Genomic DNA, 18,131 nt, shown 5'->3' on the forward strand with positions numbered 1-18,131 from the left:
ATATAGCAAATAAACTTAAAAAATAACACGTTCGTCATACTCGGGCTTGACCCGAGTATCTTGTGAGTTCCAATGCCCTTGGGATGATCGGATCAAGCCCGAGCATGACGAAATCATGATACAAATAAAGTTTATTTGCCATACTTAAATGCCTGTCTGAAAACCATTGGCCCTGGCCACTTCGGTCCAAGCGTCTTTAATCAGCTTAGGATCGGAGGGCTTCAGCAATGCAGCATCCGAAAGCATACGCCGCCAAGTGCGCGCACCTTTCAAGCCGTGCATCAAACCCAAATAATGGCGCGCCATATGGCGCAAAATCGTGCCCCGTCCTGCCGCAATCTGCTCTTGTGCATAAGCCTGAAGTTTGGCAACCAGCGCTTCATAAGCCACCGGCTCACGGTTATCGCCGTAAAACAGACTGTCCCACTGCCGCATAATCATCGGATTGTGATAACACTCGCGCCCCACCATCACACCGTCGACATGCGCCAAATGCGCAGCAATCTGCTCATTGGTGTGGATACCGCCGTTTATGATGATTTCCAAATCGGGAAACTCTTGCTTCAAACGGTAAACATAATCGTATTTCAGCGGCGGCACATCGCGGTTTTCTTTCGGCGAAAGGCCGTCCAACCAAGCATTGCGGGCATGTACGATATAGGTTTTGCAGGCCGTTTTGGCAGCGAGCGTGCCCACGAAATCAGCCACGCTCTGATATTCGGTTTGCCTATCCACGCCGATGCGGTGTTTCACAGTCACATCTATCTGCACCGCATCCTGCATCGCATTCAAACAATCGGCGACCAAACCGACTTCATTCATCAGACATGCGCCGAACGCGCCCTTCTGCACCCGCGGGCTGGGGCAGCCGCAATTCAGGTTCACCTCATCATAACCATATTGCTCCGCAGCTTTCGCGGCTTTTGCCAAATCGGCCGGCTCGCTGCCGCCCAATTGCAATGCCACTGGATTTTCACACTCATTGTGCAGGAGGAAGCGGTCTTTGTCGCCGAAAATAACCGCACCGGCATTAATCATCTCGCCGTAAAGCCAAGTATGGCGCGTGATCTGCCGCGCCATATAACGGTAATGCCGATCTGTCCAATCAAGCATGGGCGCCACGGATAAACGACGCGGCGGCAGTTTGTTTGTCATGTAAATCTGAGTACCAGTTTTGAAAAAGCCGCATTATATAGCGGGATGATTCAGTGGTATATAGCGGCGCTGCTAATCAACTGACACAACAAAAATGCCTGTCTGAAAATTCCCTTTCAGACAGGCATTCCTTTTTACCAAGCTTTTCAGACGGCTTTACCTTGCCGGTTCATCCATCCAATCCACTTTGTTCATCTTACGCACAATCACCCATTCGTCGCGGTTGGAACCGACCGTGCCGTAGTAGTTGAAACCGTAGGCAAGCTGGGCGTAGCCGCCGATCATGTGGGTGGGCTTCAGGATGGCGCGGGTAACGGAATTGTGGATACCGCCGCGTTTTTGTGAAACCTCGCCCGCAGGTGTGTGGACGATTTTTTCCTGTGCGTGGTACATCAGGATCATGGTTTCGGGGATGCGTTGGCTTACCACGGCGCGGCAGGCGATGGTGCCATTGGCGTTAAACACTTCCACCCAGTCGTTATCGACAATGCCGGCTTTCTTGGCATCGATTTCGGAAATCCACACGTGCGGGCCGCCGCGGAACAGGGTGAGCATGCGCAGGTTTTCCGAATAGGTGCTGTGGATGCCCCATTTTTGGTGCGGCGTGAGGAAGTTAAGCGTAATTTCCTTGTTGCCGTTGGGGTATTTGCCGAGCAGTTTTTTGGTGGTTTTGAAATCGACGGCGGGCTTGTACACGCACAGATGTTCGCCGAAATCACGCATCCATTTGTGGTCTTGGTAGAACTGCTGGCGGCCGGTAATGGTGCGCCACGGAATCAGTTCGTGCACGTTGGTATAGCCGGCGTTGTAGCACACTTCTTCGCTTTCCACGCCCGACCAAATCGGTGAGGTGACGATTTTGCGCGGCTGGGCGACGATATCGCGGAAGCGGATGGTGGTGTGCTCGCTCGATTTAATCAGGTGCGAGTGGTCGCGGCCGGTGGCTTTGCTCAACGCTTCCCATGCTTTAACGGCAACGTGGCCGTTGGTTTCGGGCGCGAGGGTCAACACCATTTCGCAGGCATCAATGGCTGTTTCGATTTTCGGCTGGCCTTTGCCTACGCCGGTTGCTTGTACGCCGTTGAGTTTGCGCAGGAATTCGACTTCGTGCTTGGTATCCCAAGCCATGCCTTTGCCGTTGTTATTGATTTTTTCCAGCAACGGGCCGACCGAAGTGAATTTTTCGCAAATCGCGCCGTAATCACGCTCGACGACGGTCATTGCGGGCATGGTTTTGCCGGGAATCGGGTCGCATTCGCCGTGTTTCCAGTCTTTCGGGTCAAACGGCTGGCCGAGTTCCTGCGGGCTGTCGTGCATCAGCGGGGTAAGCACGATGTCTTTGCGCACACCGATGTAGTCTTTGGCTAACTCGCTGAATTTTTTGGCGAAACCTTTGTAAATTTCCCAGTCTGTTTTGCTTTGCCACAGCGGCTGTACGGCCTCGGTGAGCGGGTGGATAAACGGGTGCATATCCGAGGTGTTGAGGTCGTCTTTTTCGTACCATGTGGCGGTCGGCAACACGATATCTCCGTACAAGCAGGTGGTAGACATGCGGAAATCGAGTACGGTCAGCAGGTCGAGTTTGCCTTCGGCGGCGGGGCGCACGGTAATTTCAGACGGCTTGATGCATTCTTCGTCGTTTTCATCGCTCAACACGGCGTTCTGCGTGCCCAGCAGGTATTTCAGGAAATACTCATGGCCTTTGCCCGAAGAACCGAGCAGGTTTGAACGCCACACAAACAGGTTGCGCGGGAAGTTTTGCGGGTTGTCGGGGTCGTTACACGCCATGTCCAGCGAACCGTCTTTCAGACGGCCTGCCACATATTGGGCGGCATCCACTCCGGCGGCAGCGGCTTGATCGGCAATATCCAAGGGGTTTGCACCCAATTGCGGCGCGCTCGGCAGCCAGCCCATGCGTTCGGCTTTGGCGTTGTAGTCGATCATGGAAAGCGAACCCATGCTTCCATCGGCATTGGCGGCCAGAATTTCATCTACATGCACTTTTTCATGCCGCCATTGGCTGGTATGGGCGTAGAAGAACGAAGTGCTGTTCATTTGGCGCGGCGGGCGGTGCCAGTCGGTGGCAAACGTCAACGGAATCCAGCCGCTTTGCGGGCGCAGTTTTTCTTGGCCTACATAGTGGCACCAGCCGCCGCCGGATTTACCGATAGAGCCGCACATCATCAGCATATTGATGATACCGCGATAAGCCATGTCCATGTGATACCAGTGGTTCAAACCGGCACCGACAATCACCATGCTGCGGCCTTCGGTGTCGTGGGCGTTTTGGGCGAACTCGCGGGCTACCTGAATCACCAGCTCCGGTTTCACGCCGGTGTGTTTTTCCTGCCATGCCGGCGTGTAAGGCTTGTCGTCGAAATAATCTTTGGCAACATTTTCGCAGCCCAAGCCGTTGTCCACGCCGTAGTTGGCCACCATCAGGTCGAACACGGTTGCTACCAACGCGGTTTCGCCGTTGGCCAGCGGAATGCGTTTGGCGGGCACTTTGCGGTAAATCATGTCGTCGCATTCGCCGCCGAAGTAGGTAAAGCCTACGTTTACCACTTCATCGGCGCGCTCTATCAGCGACAGGGCGGCGCGGACTTCTTTATCTTGTGCGCGGGTTTCCAAGTTCCATTTTTGACTGCCATCCCAGCGGAAACCGATAGAGCCGTTAGGCAGGCAGAGGCCGTCTGAAAGCTCGTCCCATATCAGCGTTTTCCAATCGGCGTTTTTCTCTTCGCCGAATGCAGCCAATTCGGACGCGCGCAGGAAGTATTTGGGCGCGTAGCCTTTGCTGTCGGCATCCAAGCGCACCAACATCGGCATATCGGTTAGGCGGCGCACATAATCGGTGAAATAAGGAGAAGGGTTGTCGATGTGGAACTCTTTCAGAATCACATGCCCCATCGCCATCGCCAAAGCCGCGTCAGTACCTTGTTTCGGCGCAAGCCAAATATCGCCGAACTTCGCCATCTCGCCGAAGTCGGAAGACACGGCCACGGTTTTGGTACCTTTGTAGCGCACTTCGGTGTAGAAGTGGGCATCGGGCGTGCGTGTCATCGGCACGTTGGAACCCCATACCATTAAGTAATTCGAGTTGTACCAGTCGGCAGACTCGGCCACGTCGGTTTGCTCGCCCCAAATTTGCGGGCTGGCCGGCGGCAAGTCGCAATACCAGTCGTAGAACGACATCGCCACGCCTCCGAGCAGGCTCAAATAGCGAACACCCGCAGCATAGCTCACCATCGACATGGCGGGAATCGGCGAGAAGCCGATCACACGGTCGGGGCCGTAGTTTTTAACGGTGTAAGCATTGGCCGCCGCCACCATTTCATTGGCTTCGTCCCAAGACGCACGCACAAAGCCGCCCAAACCACGCTGGGTTTTGTAAGACTTGGCACGGTTTTCATCTTCCACAATCCACGCCCAAGCCTCGACCGGCGACATGGTTTTGCGCGCTTCGCGCCACATTTCCGCCAACACGCCGCGTATCATCGGGTATTTCACCCGTTGGGCGGAATACACATACCAACTGTACGAAGCCCCGCGCGGACAGCCCCGTGGCTCGTGGTTCGGCAAATCGGGGCGGGTGCGCGGATAGTCGGTCTGCTGGGTTTCCCAAGTAATCAGGCCGTTTTTCACATAAACTTTCCAACTGCACGAACCGGTACAGTTCACACCGTGGGTGGAGCGCACCACTTTATCGTGCTGCCAGCGGCTGCGGTAGGCATCTTCCCATTTGCGGTCTTCTTCGGTGAGCACACCGTGCCCGTCGGCAAAAGGTTCGTGTTTTTGGCTGAAAAATTTCAGGCGGTCTAAAAAGTGGCTCATGGCGGGTTCCTTATGCTTATGTCCGGCAGGAAATGCCTGTCTGAAAATAATTTTTCTACGCCTTAGAATATAATCCAGCCGCCTGCAGGAAAATATGCGCCGAAAGGGTTTAAACGGGCTTCAGAGTGATAAGTAGGCAAAAGCCTTTCAGCTTACCGGATATAGTCCTTTCGAATTAGACAGCCTAGGCTTTGCCATCAATCATGGAAGTTGATCTCGAAACAAGGCCTGTCTGAAAAAAATGATTGGTGCACAACTGAACTTACCGAACAGTGCCATGCTGAAATCCGGATAGAATCAAACTTAGCAATTAAAAAGACCGAATCCTGTGCAATACAGAATTCAGTCTTTGCAAAACCGCTTAATCCAGCTGCTCATGTCTTGAGCTCAACCCATACCCTGCGGTTTTGTATTATACGTGTGGAAGCATTCAAGTCAGTTATCATTAAGCCAGTCTTCTAACTCTTTTTCAGCTTTTTCTTGGCTATAACCGTAACGTTCTTGGATTTTTCCCGTTAATTGATCGCGCCTGCCTTCTGCTGCTTTCCAGTCATCATCGGTTAAATTGCCCCATTTTTCTTTAGCTTTACCGACAAATTGCTCCCATCTTCCTTCTATTTCGTTCCAGTTCATATCTTCTCCTTTCTTTTACTAACTTATGATTTAAAATAAACAACAACATTCAGGTGCCGCCATAACAATAATTCTAACTATATAAATTTTCAAGATTTATGAATTTTGATTATTTATCACAAATTAATCACAAATTAAAAATAACAATAAAATCAAAATTCTAACTAATCAGCCTTAATATTTCTTTACTTGCATAGTAAGATACCCGCAATATTTTCAGTTTAAACGATACAAACACAAGGAATACCCATAATGAAAACCAGCGCCCGCAATCAATTAACAGGCATCATAAAAACCATTAAAAAAGGCAGCGTTAACGATGAAGTGGTTATTTCCCTCTCCGGCGGGCAAGAAGTTTCCGCCATCATTACCTGTGAGAGCAGTAAACAATTGGCATTGAAAGCCGGTAGTCCGGTTATCGCCCTCGTCAAATCGACCAATATTATCGTTGCTACCGACCTCGACCACGTCAAACTCTCCGCACGTAACCAACTGAGCGGCATTATCAGCGACATCAACCGCGGCACCGTCAATTCCGTTATCGAAATTGATTTGGGCGACGGCACCACCCTCAGTGCCGGCATCACCCTAAAAAGCACCGAACAGCTCAACCTCACCACCGGCCAATCTGCAACCGCACTTTTCAAAGCCAGCGATGTAATCTTAGGCGTGTTGGCTTAAAGCATAACAAATGCCTGTCTGAAACAAAGCCTGTCTGAAACACACATTATTTTTCAGACAGGCCTTATTACAAACCAAACCAGCACAAAAACCTTTCAACACAAAAGCTTTCCCAGTATGATGCCAAACATTTACATCACGCAGAGAACCTTATGAAGCCAAGCCAAAAAGTGATTGCCATCGACGGCCCGAGTGCATCAGGGAAAGGCACGGTAGCCTCGCGCGTAGCTGCCGCTTTAGGTTGGGATTACCTCGACTCCGGCGCCCTTTACCGCCTAACCGCCCTTTACGCACAACAAAACAATACCGAATGGAGCGACGAACAAAACGTAGCCGCCCTAGCCGCTAAGTTGCCCGTTGCTTTCGAAGCACAACGCATCTTGCTTGACGGCAAAGACGTTTCCGCCGACATCCGCACCGAAGCCATCGGCATGGGAGCATCCACCATCGCCGCACTACCCTCAGTCAGACAAGCCCTTCTCCAACGCCAACGCGATTTCCTCACAGAAAAAGGCTTGGCAGCAGACGGAAGAGATATGGGCTCAGTCGTCTTTCCCGATGCCTGTCTGAAAATATTTCTAACCGCATCTGCCGAAACCCGAGCACAACGCCGCGCCAAACAACTCGGCCTGCCTTGCGAAGGCATCGAATACGACCGCATCATGGCCGATATCGAAGCACGCGACGAAGCCGACCGCCGCCGAAAAGCCGCCCCCCTAGTCCAGCTCCCCGATGCCCGATTGCTCGACACATCCCACCTCACAATTGAGGAATCCGTAAAAAAAGTGCTTGATTGGTATGAAAAAATTTAAAAACACTGTATAATGCGCAACGCTTGATGCAGGCAGCATGAAAGCTGCCTGCATACAGTATTTCTTTCACTTGTTTTGCTAAGGAAAACAAGTTTTTATCCACTCAGACCCCGCACGCCTTAGCCGTGTATCGAAAGACTGATATAACATGGAAAATTTTGCCCAGTTATTGGAAGAATATTCAGCCGTACAAGAAATGAACCAAGGCGAAGTGATCACTGCAGAAGTGGTTGCCATCGAAGACAAATTCGTTATCGTAAATGCCGGTCTGAAATCTGAATCCCTGATCGACATCAACGAATTCAAAAACGCACAAGGCGAAGTTGAAGTAAACGTAGGCGATTTCGTAACCGTAACCATCGAATCAGTGGAAAACGGTTTCGGCGAAACCAAACTGTCTCGTGAAAAAGCCAAGCGCGCTGCCGACTGGATCACTTTGGAAGAAGCCATGGAGAACGGCGACATTCTTTCAGGCGTAATCAACGGCAAAGTAAAAGGCGGCCTGACCGTTATGATCAACAGCATCCGCGCATTCCTGCCGGGTTCTTTGGTTGACGTTCGCCCCATTAAAGACACTTCTCATTTTGAAGGCAAAGAAGTTGAATTCAAAGTGATCAAGCTGGATAAAAAACGCAACAACGTTGTGGTATCACGCCGCGCCGTACTGGAAGCCACTTTGGGCGAAGAGCGCAAAGCCTTGCTGGAAAATCTGCAAGAAGGTTCAGTGGTTAAAGGTATCGTTAAAAATATCACCGACTACGGTGCATTCGTTGACTTGGGCGGCATCGACGGCTTGCTGCACATCACAGATTTGGCTTGGCGCCGCGTGAAGCACCCCAGCGAAGTGCTGGAAGTAGGCCAAGAAGTAGAAGCCAAAGTATTGAAATTCGACCAAGACAAACAGCGCGTTTCTCTCGGCATGAAACAACTTGGCGAAGATCCTTGGAGCGGTTTGGCCCGTCGCTATCCGCAAAACACCCGCCTGTTCGGTAAAGTATCCAACCTAACCGATTACGGTGCATTCGTTGAAATCGAACAAGGCATCGAAGGTTTGGTACACGTTTCCGAAATGGACTGGACCAACAAAAACGTACACCCAAGCAAAGTGGTTCAATTGGGTGACGAAGTAGAAGTGATGATTCTGGAAATCGACGAAGACCGCCGCCGCATCAGCTTGGGCATGAAACAATGTCAAGCTAATCCGTGGGAAGATTTCGCCGCCAACCACAACAAAGGCGACAAAATCAAAGGCGCAGTTAAATCCATTACCGACTTCGGCGTATTCGTCGGCCTGCCCGGCAACATCGACGGGTTGGTTCACCTTTCTGACCTTTCTTGGAGCGAATCAGGCGAAGAAGCCGTGCGCAAATACAAAAAAGGCGAAGAAGTTGAAGCCGTTGTATTGGCCATTGATGTTGAAAAAGAACGCATCTCTTTGGGCATTAAACAGCTGGAAGGCGACCCATTCGGCAACTTCATCAGCGTGAACGACAAAGGCTCTTTGGTTAAAGGGACTGTAAAATCAGTTGAAGCCAAAGGCGCCGTTATTGCCCTGGGCGACGAAGTTGAAGGCTACCTGCCTGCTTCTGAATTTGCTGCAGACCGCGTTGAAGACTTGACAACCAAACTGAATGAAGGCGACGAAGTTGAAGCCGTAATCGTGACCGTTGACCGCAAAAACCGCAGCATCAAGCTGTCTGTTAAAGCGAAAGACGTCAAAGAAAACCGCGATGCACTGAATTCAGTAAACGCTGCGGCTACTGCCAGCGCAGGTACAACCAGCCTGGGTGATTTGCTGAAAGCTAAATTGTCTGGCGATCAAGAATAATTTAGGTGCATCATGACAAAATCCGAATTGATGATTCGTTTGGCCGAAGTATTTGCCGCTAAAAACGGTAATCAGCTGCAAGCCAAAGATGTTGAGTACAGCGTAAAAGTTTTAGTCGACACGCTGACCCGCTCACTGGCCAAAGGCCAGCGCATCGAAATCCGCGGATTCGGCAGTTTTGACCTGAACCACCGTCCGGCCCGTGTTGGCCGCAATCCCAAAACCGGGGAAAAAGTTGAAGTGCCGGAAAAATATGTGCCGCACTTTAAACCGGGTAAAGAATTGCGTGAACGCGTGGATCAAGCCATGCTGAACGGCACCAAGTAATTCTAAAGCATCAAACGCCGCATCTTTAACATGATGCGGCGTTTTCTTATGCCTGTCTGAAAAGAAGCAAACTGCCCGATACGAATCTGCTATACTCGCCAAGTATTCACTTTTTATCAAAGTCCACCCCCATGATCACCCTACAACAATTTCAAGAACAGGCAAATCAAGGCTATAACCGCATTCCTCTAGTGCAGGAATTACTGGCCGACTTAGATACCCCGCTTTCTTTATACCTAAAACTCGCCAACAAACCCTTTACCTACTTACTCGAATCCGTGGTTGGCGGTGAACGGTTTGGCCGCTATTCTTTCATCGGCCTACCCTGTCAAACCTATCTGAAAGCCACCGACAACCAGGTTTATGTATATTGCAAAGGTGAAATTGTCGAACAATACGAAGGTAACCCATTAAACTTCATTGAAGCCTTCCACAATCGCTTCAAAACACCCGAGATACCTAATCTTCCTAGATTCACCGGCGGGCTGGTCGGCTATTTCGGCTATGAAACCATTTATCATTTCGAACACTTCGCCCACCGCTTTCGAAACCGAAACAAACCAAACATCATAGGCACACCCGACATTCTGCTCATGCTTTCGCAAGAATTAGCAGTAGTCGATAACCTCAGCGGCAAAATCTACCTTATCGTCTATGCCGACCCGACAGAACCCGACAGCTACGAAAAAGCCCGTAAACGGCTGGAAGATTTACGCATCCAGCTTCGCCAAAGCTGCGCCATCCCCCTTTCGCTTGGTAGTCCCAAAACCGAACCCGAACACGAAACCGGTGAAGTGCGTTACAAAGAATATGTGCGCCGCATACGCGAATACATTCTAAACGGCGACTGCATGCAGGTCGTTCCCAGCCAACGGATGAAATTGAAATTTACCGATAACTCACTTTCACTCTACCGCGCATTACGCACCTTAAATCCCTCGCCTTATATGTTTTACTACGATTTCGGCGATTTCCATGTAGTCGGCTCTTCCCCCGAAATTCTCGTGCGCCGTGAAAGCAACAACATCATTGTCCGCCCAATTGCCGGCACCCGCCTACGCGGCAAAACAGCTGCAGAAGATTTAGCCAACGAACAAGATTTATTAAGTGATACAAAAGAAATTGCCGAACACATCATGCTCATAGACCTAGGGCGCAACGACGTTGGACGCGTCAGCCAAACCGGTCAGGTTGAAGTAACCGACAAAATGGTTATCGAACGTTATTCACATGTAATGCATATCGTATCCAACGTAGAAGGCACTCTTCAGACAGGCATTACCAACATGCAAATTCTGGCAGCTACCTTCCCTGCCGGCACGCTATCAGGCGCACCCAAAATACGCGCTCTGGAAATTATTGAAGAACTAGAGCCTACAAAACGCTGTATTTACGGTGGAGCTGTCGGCTGCTGGAGCTTCAATAACGATATGGACTTAGCCATTGCCATCCGCACCGCCGTGATCAAAGACCAAACCCTATACGTTCAAAGCGGTGGCGGCATTGTGGCCGATTCAGATGAAGAAGCCGAATGGCAGGAAACACAAAACAAAGCCCGCGCCGTATTACGCGCCGCCCAAATGGTGCAAGAAGGATTGGATAAATAAGCAGGTTTCAGACAGGCATAAGTTTTATTGGTCTTTTAAAACCAAAACAGGTAGAATCGCCATGTGCTGTTCTACCCAAAACAGCACCCATAACCAAAAAACCTATTGAAAACAACCACAACAGGAACACGAAATGGAACACAAATTACCAGAACTACCCTACGCTTTAGATGCTTTAGAGCCTCATCTGTCTAAAGAAACTTTGGAATACCACTACGGTAAACACCACCAAACCTATATCACCAACCTCAACAACCAAATCAAAGGCACCGAATTTGAAAACGCCTCACTGGAAGACATTGTTAAGAAATCTTCCGGCGGTGTATTCAATAACGCAGCCCAAACTTGGAACCATACATTCTACTGGTTAGGCTTTACCCCCAAAGGCCAAGGCAAGCCTTCCGGCGAATTAGCTGCTGCAATTGATGCCAAGTGGGGCAGCTTTGAAAAATTCCAAGAAGCATTCAATGCCTGTGCAGCCGGCACATTCGGCTCAGGCTGGGCATGGTTGGTTAAAACCCCTTCCGGCGAGCTGGATTTAGCTTCCACTTCAAATGCTGCCACCCCGCTCACCACAGAAAACACCCCACTACTGACTTGCGACGTATGGGAACACGCCTACTACATTGATTACCGCAACAGTCGACCAAACTATCTGAAAGGTTTTTGGGAAATCGTAAACTGGGATGAAATAGCCAAACGCTTTGCTGCTTAATTATCATTCACAGCAAAACATCCGCCTGAATACAATGGAATATTCGGGCGGATATTTTTATTGGTTACAATCATGAAACTCGGAGTTAATGAACATTTTAGATACTATCGTAAATAAACTTTATTTCTACTACGGCGTTGCTGCGCCTTACCGTACTACTTGTACTATCTGCTGCTTGCTGCCTTGTATCAAAAATAAGTTTATTTGCTATATAAAAATCACCGAAAGTCTAATTTGTTGCTATTTAAAAAAAAGAAAAACAAGTACTTGAAATTTTTTCAAATACTTGTTTTAAATTTGGTGCCCGGAGCCGGAATCGAACCGGCACGGCCGTATTAGGGCCGACGGATTTTAAGTCCGAGATTATAAATATAACTAATTGTTTTTAAACAAAAGTGAAGCCTGCAACTTCAGTCATATACAGTATGTTTTAAAAGCATACTGTCACAAATTAGACACATCTGTAAGAACAAAAACTTAAACCTGCTTTTCCATGTGGCATGTTTAAGTTTTTGTTTTTTATGCAAGGAAGGCATATGTTTCAGGAGAGTAATGATGCAAGACCGTTTGAATTTTTCAGATGGTCTTTTTTATTTCCCTAATTTAGAAAGAGGTAACTTATGAAAAAACTTTTATATGTATTGCTCGTGGCATCGGCGACAGCTAGTGCCTCACCCTATCCACAATATCAACATCTAGTAGAAAAACATGCGGCGGCGCAAGGTTTGGACGCAAATCTAGTATGGGCGGTTATGGCCCGTGAAAGCGGTGGACGCTGGAATGCAACTTCCCACAAAAACGCCCGCGGCTTGCTGCAAGTCATTCCGCCGACGGCAGCCCGAATGGGGGTAAACCCTAAGTATCTCTATAACCCGGAACATAACATCATCGCAGGGACACGTTACTTACGATTTTTGAGCAACCGGTATAACGGCAATATTGACTTGATGCTTGCCGGTTATAACGCCGGCGAGGGAGCCGTGGACAAGTACAAAGGTATCCCTCCATACAGGGAGACACAAAATTATGTGCGCTTGGTTCGTAACCGATACGCGCAATTGAGCGGCAACCCTGCTTATGCCGCAGGCCGTAAAGAGCCGATAAAAGTAGCCTATAAACCAAAAGCAGAAGTTATTTCAACGAATCGTACTACGGCTCCAGTTAAAGCTGCTGTTTACACTCAATCTCAGAAACAGTATGCGTCTTGGGACGTATTTCAAGAGTTTTAATATTACCTTTTAGGTATTTCTTAGTTCCGGCTTTATGCCGGTTTTTTTGTTTATGCTGCAAGCGTGCGGCTTTTAGGGAGTTAATTTGATGAAATTAATCAATCGAAATCAAAACAGCAATTATACAAAAATTTTAATGGCAGCTTTTATGACTGTTGTCGCTAAATCTGCCTTAGCAGCCGGTGGGCTGGCCTCCGTAGAAGGTGGCCTGAAAGAGTTTATTACCGGCTTCTATGGCATTGTAGGTATTCTCGCCGGCCTTGCTTTGCTTTGCGCCTTTTTATGGGGCAAGTTAGGTAAAAAACATTGGTCTGATGTATTAGAGGCTTGTGCTTGGATTGTAGGATGTGCGGCCTCTTTAGCAATTGCCAAAGCGTTGTGGGATTGGGGCAAGAGCGTCACATTGTAATAACTGAGGTGCCCTATGCAGAATCTACCTGACATCAACATAGACACCGAGTACAACACCTATGAAGGTTTGTCACGGCAAGCTACGGTTTGGGGCATACCGATGATACCGGCGATTACGATCGTCGGTATTTTCGTTTTAATCGCCCTGTTTACTATGCAGTTTTTGGACTTGAAAGCGTTTGCCATACTTTTGATGGCTGTTCCATTTTTGGTTTTCTTAAAACTGATGACCCAAAGAGATGACCAAGCCATCAATATTATAGCTTTGGAGCTTTATTGGCTGTTCCAACGCCGTAATGCAAATTTGTTTGGCGACACTTTCACTGTGCTACCAACGAAATTTGGAAGAGAACGTAATGATTATTACCGATTTGTTCGAGAGGACACTGACGAAGCAGCAATCGCAGCAAGATTATTTGCCCCGGTTCAGTCGTCACGTCGCTGAAAATATTGTTCACTTTGAAGACGGCCGCTTGGGATTCGTTTTGAGAATGGACGGTATCCCGTTTGAAGGCGTGGACGATAAGCACCTGATCGCTTCGTTTAGTGAATTAAAGCGGCTGTTTAATACGATTGGCAAACAATATGGAAACCGCTTAGGTATTTGGACCACTGTACAACGGCAGCGTATCAATTTAAACCGTGAATATAAATTCGATACTAAATTCTGTACGAATTTTGCCGAACATTATATTGAGCAATTCAACAAAGCCGATTATTACGAAAACCTGTTTTACATTTCAGTCATTTTGAAATACGACACATTTTCAGACGGCCTGGAAGAAATTAACGATTTACTGGAGATAATGGCCAAAGGTCTGAATAGCTATGACCCGCATATTTTAGGTACATATGAAAATGAGAATGGCATCATTTTTTCAGAAGTGTATCAATTTTTCGGAACTTTGATAAATGGCGGCATTCGGGAAGATATACCGCTTTCTGCCAGCGCAGCTTATACAGTAGTTCCATCGGCCAGCGTTCATTTTGGTTCTGACATTATGGAAATCCGTAATGCGGAGAGCCGAAAATTTGCCACTTGCTACGATTTAAAAGAATTCGGTATCAGCAAAATCATGGTATTGGTAAACACTCTATCTATTCCTTGCGAATACACACTGACGCAAATATTTGTGTACACCAATAATGCTGAAATGCAGACGGAAATCAACAAACAGGTAAATGCGCTGGAAAGCGTACAAGACCAAGCTGTTGATCAACAGGATGAATTGAAGCAAGGTAAAGGTGAATTGGCTGCCGGGCGCATGATGTTTGGTGATTACACCGCGACGCTCGTGGTTTATGGCAAAACGCCAAAAGAGGCTCGTGATAACGGTTCTACGGTATTTACCGAGTTTTTAACATCAGGCGGTTTCCGTTTTGTGCCTGCTACATTGTCTATGCCTGCCACTTTTTACAGCCAAGTATTAGGCTACAAAATCCGCCCACGGAAAATTCCTAAAACCACTACCAATCTTGCTACGGTATTTGGAATGCACAATTATTCTCAAGGAAAGTCTTGGGGTAATCCAATTGGAGACGGCTCTCCGGTCATGCCGCTAAAAACCCTGTCCAATACATTATTCAATTTGAGCTTGCATTACAGCAAAATGGATGTGAACAGTTTAGGGCAAAAAGTTGCAGGCCATACTCTTATTTTGGGTGCAACCGGTACCGGTAAAACGGCATTGGAATCAGTGATTTTATCCTTTCTGACCCGTTTCAATCCCTACATGTTTGTTTTGGATTTGGACCGTGGTATGGAAATTCTGATCCGGGCTTTACGGGGAACATACTTTGCGGTAGAAGAAGGCGTACCCAGCGGATTAAATCCTTTCCAATTACCTGACTTACCGCAACATCGCATGTTCTTGTATGGATTGGTTGAATTATGCGCGGGCGGAGCGGACGCACAAGAGAAGCAGCAAATCAAAATGGCTGTGGATACCTTGTATGAAATAGATTTCAACAAGCGGAATTTCAGCCGGCTGATGGAAAACCTGCCGCCGGTGTACAGTCCAAATTCTTTGCGTACACGCCTATCCAAGTGGTGCCGTTGTGAAGACGGACAGTATGCTTGGTGTCTTGATAACGACACCAATGCTTTCAATCCTGAAGAGTTCTATCGGATTGGCTTGGATGTGACGTGCATTTTGCAACCCAACTACGAACCGACAGGGCCGGTTTTGTCTTATCTGTTTTACCTAAAGGAAATGATGTCGGAACGTGTGGCGAAGCAAGGCAGCCTATTGGTTTCAGTGGTTGCAGAGTTTTGGCACGCCGCAAGATATGATTTGACCGCGGGCATGATGTTTAAGACGTTAAAAACAGGTAGGAAGATGGGCGAGTTCATGATTATGGATTCACAATCGCCGGAAGATGCCATTGCGTGCGATATATTCCCTGCCATCATTCAGCAAACACCGACAAAAATATTCCTGCCCAATCCCGAAGGGGAGTATGAGGGCAGTTACCAACGCTGTGGTCTAAGTAGAAAGGAGTTTGAACAATTAATGACCAAGCCGAAAGAAAGCCGAACTTTCTTGGTCAAACAGAGCAAACAGTCGGTATTTTGCACTATGGATCTGCATAATTTTGACGACGAGATGGCGGTGCTGTCCGGCACTTCTGAAAATGTCGCTATTCTTCACGAAGTTATGCAGGAATGCGGTAGTGAAGAGCCTAATGTTTGGCTTGAACCATTTTATCAAGCTGTCCGGCAACGTATCAGTAAGCATGTGCCGCCGCAGTAACCCGAAACCACCTGAGAGATTCAGGTGGTTTTGTTTTATGGCCGCTTAAAGCGGCTTTTGTTTATCCTAAGAGAGGTAATTATGAAGATTCAAAAATTCAAAAGAACCGGTGCTGCTGTTTTGGTTTCAGCAGGGTTAATGTTAGGCTCTTCAGCTACTGCCATTGCAGGCGGTATTCCTGTTTTTGATGGTGCGGCTGTTGCCCAAGCAATCCAACAAGGGATTCAAATGGGACAGCAGATCCAAAATCAAATTAAGCAGATTACAGAACTGAAAAGCCAAGTAAAAGCAATCACCGGCAATCGTAACCTCGGTAACATCTTAAAAACCGAAGCTATGGAACAACTGCCTGATGAATGGCGTTCGGTTTACAGCGAGGCTATGAAGGCTAAAGGCGGGAACTTTAAAGATTTACTGAGTTCCAAAGGTTATAATCGAAATGCCGATAATGATCGTTTGGTGAAGCATTTCGATCTCACGTTAAAAGCCATCAAAGATTCCGAAGTGCGTTTTAAAAACATTAAGGAATTAATGAATCGGGTCAATACAACCCAAGACGCAAAGGCTGCTGCTGACTTACAAAACCGAATCGCTTTAGAAAATTCGTATATCCAACAAAATCAAACCCAACTGGATATGTTGGAGCGGTTTATGGCACTGGATGAAAAGGTTCAGGTTAAGAAACGGCAAACTCGTGATAGCTGTGTACGTCAAAACCGTATTGGTGGTACCAATAAATCCTGTACATAAGGTTCAAATATGAAATATTCGTTTTTAATTATTCCAATTTGTGTTCTGTTGTTAAATGCTTGTGGTGAAGCTAAACAATCAGCACCTGATGAAGTAATGCCCAAGATTACCAAAGAACAATGGGATAAATCAGAAATGAATAAAAAGCGTGATAGTTGCATTCGACAAAATCGTATAGATGGTACGGATGTTGACTGTCATAAAAAGTATCCTAAAAATTCAGGATAATTATATATTAAGAACCCAGCCGCCGTTTAATACGGCGGCTTTGCTTTTTTAGGAGCAAGCAATGACATTTTTCAGCGAAATCGCCAAGATTTTTGGTGCCGATTTAGGTCAGAATCTACTTCAGAAAAGCGGTAATCTAATTAGTGAAATCAGTCCATTATTTCAAGCTGCATTTGCCTGCTACATATTGTTGGTCATTGTTTCATATCATGGACAAAACAGTGCAGAAAGTATGGTTGATTTTGTAAAAAGAGCCGTCGGTTGGGTCGTTATAATCGGACTATCTTTTTCCCCTGCTTTATTTATGAAGCTAGCCAATGTTATCTATGAGCTTCCTGATCAGTTAGCTTCATCATTTGTTGGCGGATATAAAGTTGATGGCTCTGCCATGGATACCAGTTGGACAGAATTGATGAAATTGTCCGATAAAATTTCTGAAATACATAATGAATATACTTGGTACGAAATACCTGCTCACTTAGCTATTTTTTTCAAAGTAAATTTAACCGTTGTCTTTTTCGGAGCAATTATTATCGGGGTAGCTTTCGCATACTATATGGTGGCCAAAATCTCTTTAGCATTGGTTTTGATGTTAGGCCCATTCTTTTTAGGATGCCTGCTATTTCCTTCAACAAGGCAATACGGTATCAACTGGATCGGTTCCTGCTTAAACTACATTATTACAACCTGTATGTTTGTTTTACTCACAATGGTTCAGATGCAGGCATTTGACTTAGCCGTAAATACCTTCATGACAGGCAACCATTTTGAAAATGCAGCGGCCGCTGAAGCTATGGCACCACTTTTTTTATTACAAGCGATTGTGTTTTTGGTAGTGGCTTTCTATATCCCTAATATAGCCTCTACCTTAACCGGTGGTGCAGCTGTTCAGGGGGCTGCTCGACAATTAGGACAGATGGCAAAAGCAGGTGGTGCGGCCGGTCGTGTTGCCGGTAGAACAATTGATGCTGTTGCTGGTGCAGCCGGCCGCCGTACCGGAGGAACCATTGCTCCAAACAGACGTCCATCTTAATACAAGGGAGTGTTGATAATGATTGCTCGCATTTCATGGTTGGGCTATGTCCAATATATCGTTATCGGTATTTTGCTTTACTTGTTTGCCGTTTCTTCGGTGTTTTCTTTAATCTCTGCCGGCTTCGGTTACGCT

16 protein-coding genes are annotated in these 18,131 nt (G+C 47.4%); 13 read left to right on the top strand and 3 right to left on the bottom strand.

Annotation, left to right across the window (positions count from 1 at the left end; genetic code table 11):
• Positions 1-144 precede the first annotated feature (144 nt).
• The 3 genes from dusA to HMPREF9370_RS09115 form a co-directional block, all read right to left on the bottom strand.
• On the bottom strand, positions 145-1,155 hold the full coding sequence (dusA, locus tag HMPREF9370_RS09105) for a tRNA dihydrouridine(20/20a) synthase DusA (protein ID WP_009117177.1): 1,011 nt from the start codon (positions 1,153-1,155) through the stop codon (positions 145-147).
• Positions 1,156-1,311: 156 nt separating this feature from the next.
• Positions 1,312-4,989, bottom strand: a complete 3,678-nt coding sequence (locus tag HMPREF9370_RS09110; RefSeq protein ID WP_009117178.1) for a nitrate reductase subunit alpha — start codon at positions 4,987-4,989, stop codon at positions 1,312-1,314.
• 435 nt (positions 4,990-5,424) lie between these two features.
• A complete protein-coding gene (locus HMPREF9370_RS09115; protein WP_009117179.1) occupies positions 5,425-5,622 on the bottom strand; it encodes a CsbD family protein in 198 nt (65 codons plus the stop codon).
• A 252-nt stretch (positions 5,623-5,874) separates the two neighbouring features.
• Here HMPREF9370_RS09115 and HMPREF9370_RS09120 point away from each other — a divergent pair, with 252 nt between their 5' ends.
• The 13 genes from HMPREF9370_RS09120 to HMPREF9370_RS09175 all read left to right on the top strand — a co-directional run bounded on the left by HMPREF9370_RS09120 (position 5,875) and on the right by HMPREF9370_RS09175 (position 17,996).
• Positions 5,875-6,303: a TOBE domain-containing protein gene (locus HMPREF9370_RS09120; RefSeq protein WP_009117180.1), complete on the top strand. Its 429-nt coding sequence runs from the start codon at positions 5,875-5,877 to the stop codon at positions 6,301-6,303.
• A 152-nt stretch (positions 6,304-6,455) separates the two neighbouring features.
• Entirely contained in the window at positions 6,456-7,115 is a 660-nt protein-coding gene (gene cmk, locus HMPREF9370_RS09125; protein WP_009117181.1) for a (d)CMP kinase, read from the top strand.
• 148 nt (positions 7,116-7,263) lie between these two features.
• Positions 7,264-8,943, top strand: coding sequence for a 30S ribosomal protein S1 (gene rpsA, locus HMPREF9370_RS09130; RefSeq protein WP_009117182.1), 1,680 nt, complete (start codon positions 7,264-7,266; stop codon positions 8,941-8,943).
• Between the two features lie 12 nt (positions 8,944-8,955).
• Complete coding sequence (locus HMPREF9370_RS09135; RefSeq protein ID WP_009117183.1) at positions 8,956-9,270, top strand: integration host factor subunit beta; 315 nt, start codon at positions 8,956-8,958, stop codon at positions 9,268-9,270.
• Between the two features lie 131 nt (positions 9,271-9,401).
• Positions 9,402-10,877: an anthranilate synthase component I gene (gene trpE, locus HMPREF9370_RS09140; RefSeq protein ID WP_009117184.1), complete on the top strand. Its 1,476-nt coding sequence runs from the start codon at positions 9,402-9,404 to the stop codon at positions 10,875-10,877.
• Between the two features lie 133 nt (positions 10,878-11,010).
• Positions 11,011-11,592 carry a superoxide dismutase gene (locus tag HMPREF9370_RS09145; protein ID WP_009117185.1) on the top strand — a complete coding sequence of 194 codons (582 nt, stop codon included), beginning with the start codon at positions 11,011-11,013 and terminating at the stop codon, positions 11,590-11,592.
• 620 nt (positions 11,593-12,212) lie between these two features.
• Positions 12,213-12,821 carry a lytic transglycosylase domain-containing protein gene (locus tag HMPREF9370_RS09150; protein WP_009117186.1) on the top strand — a complete coding sequence of 203 codons (609 nt, stop codon included), beginning with the start codon at positions 12,213-12,215 and terminating at the stop codon, positions 12,819-12,821.
• 88 nt (positions 12,822-12,909) lie between these two features.
• A complete protein-coding gene (locus HMPREF9370_RS11660; protein WP_009117187.1) occupies positions 12,910-13,230 on the top strand; it encodes a TrbC/VirB2 family protein in 321 nt (106 codons plus the stop codon).
• A 15-nt stretch (positions 13,231-13,245) separates the two neighbouring features.
• The gene (locus HMPREF9370_RS09160; protein WP_009117188.1) at positions 13,246-13,677 is read left to right on the top strand and encodes a VirB3 family type IV secretion system protein; all 432 of its coding nucleotides are present in this window, start codon (positions 13,246-13,248) and stop codon (positions 13,675-13,677) included.
• Positions 13,589-15,985 (top strand): VirB4 family type IV secretion/conjugal transfer ATPase, encoded by a 2,397-nt coding sequence (locus HMPREF9370_RS09165; RefSeq protein WP_009117189.1) that lies wholly within the window; start codon positions 13,589-13,591, stop codon positions 15,983-15,985. The genes HMPREF9370_RS09160 and HMPREF9370_RS09165 overlap by 89 nt, the downstream gene beginning before the upstream one ends.
• An 81-nt stretch (positions 15,986-16,066) precedes the next feature.
• Positions 16,067-16,735 (top strand): TrbJ/VirB5 family protein, encoded by a 669-nt coding sequence (locus tag HMPREF9370_RS09170; RefSeq protein WP_009117190.1) that lies wholly within the window; start codon positions 16,067-16,069, stop codon positions 16,733-16,735.
• Between the two features lie 9 nt (positions 16,736-16,744).
• Positions 16,745-16,963, top strand: a complete 219-nt coding sequence (locus HMPREF9370_RS12065; RefSeq protein WP_156792992.1) for a conjugal transfer protein TraH — start codon at positions 16,745-16,747, stop codon at positions 16,961-16,963.
• A gap of 61 nt (positions 16,964-17,024) precedes the next feature.
• Positions 17,025-17,996 carry a TrbL/VirB6 family protein gene (locus HMPREF9370_RS09175; RefSeq protein WP_009117192.1) on the top strand — a complete coding sequence of 324 codons (972 nt, stop codon included), beginning with the start codon at positions 17,025-17,027 and terminating at the stop codon, positions 17,994-17,996.
• The last annotated feature ends 135 nt before the right edge of the window (positions 17,997-18,131 follow it).

Origin of the sequence: Neisseria wadsworthii 9715, from assembly GCF_000227765.1 — a bacterium.
Classification (GTDB): domain Bacteria; phylum Pseudomonadota; class Gammaproteobacteria; order Burkholderiales; family Neisseriaceae; genus Neisseria; species Neisseria wadsworthii.